Raw genomic sequence first — 1,087 nt, 5'->3', positions numbered from 1 at the left:
GCTGGGATCACGCCATCGTCGTTGAGAAAGTGGAAACCATTGAGAGCGAACCGTGGGGCGCGGCCCAGGTCATTGATGGTGCTCGCGCGTGCCCGCCAGAGGATGTTGGCGGCCCGCATGGCTACGAAGCGTTCCTGAGCGCGCTATGCAACGATCCGAATAGCGAGGAAGCTGACCATTACCGAAACTGGGTCGGCCCCGGCTTCGACGCAGAACTGTTCGATCTGCGTGCTGCCAATGCCACGCTGCTACGCATGGCTTCCAATCGTTGGGGAAACCGGTAACTCACGCCGTCAACACGGTATCGGCTCCACGCTTACGTTTATCCAATACGGTGTTTGAATGTTCCAAGCACGTGCTTGCCGGGACGCCGTCGTATAGTTTCTCATTAGAAGTGCGACAGGTCTTTCAAAAGAACGACGCACCGTTCTACTCAACAGGTAAGGTCTTTCACATCGACGTCCTGCCGTTGTTTGATACAAGGGAGATGGGGGGCACCATCTGTCCAGCACCTTGTCTGTAAGGCGCAGGCCCGACAGCAGAGAAAACTGTCCATAGCCCTTATCGCACATTTCTCTGCTCGAAGCGCATGGACTCCAGCGTGAGCACAGTGTCGAACTGAGCCGCTCGGAAAATATGCTGGCGGCTCAGTCGATGGCCTCAAAATGGGAGTGTGGCTTGCTGCGACCCCTTCTTTGAACGCGTCGCCATGCCAATGGTAGCGGCACCCTACGAACTCTCCCGGATCAACGAAGGGATGCGTACTCTTCCCGAGATACATTACGAATCGGTTATCCGCTACTCTCCGTAACAGCCGGGTAGAAGGAAATATGGGAATTTTCGGGACAGTGTCCTCAAACGCAACAGCGTCCACGACGTGAAGGTCGCGTTGGAGTCTCAACCTGGCAATGACGGTCTCGGCTTGCTTATGGATCTCTCCCATATAGCTCGGAAGCTCTGCATCTTTGACTAATACCTGCTGTTCATCTGAATCGACCAGAATTTCCTAGCCATCTTCTAGCCGTATATTACGGTGACCAAGGAGATGGATATGAGCAGCAAGCGGTATACGGATGAGTTCAAGGCT

General features: G+C 54.5%; 1 protein-coding gene. It reads left to right on the top strand.

All coding sequences use genetic code 11. The features are described 5' to 3' along the window. A partial coding sequence (locus KH616_RS25305; RefSeq protein ID WP_292255335.1) for a plasmid pRiA4b ORF-3 family protein occupies positions 1-284 on the top strand: 284 nt, incomplete at its 5' end. Positions 285-1,087 lie beyond the last annotated feature (803 nt).

Origin of the sequence: Burkholderia sp., assembly GCF_018375725.1 — a bacterium.
Lineage (GTDB): Bacteria > Pseudomonadota > Gammaproteobacteria > Burkholderiales > Burkholderiaceae > Burkholderia.
The sequence above is the reverse complement of the archived record's forward strand: the minus strand, read 5'-3'. Positions and strand labels throughout refer to the sequence as shown.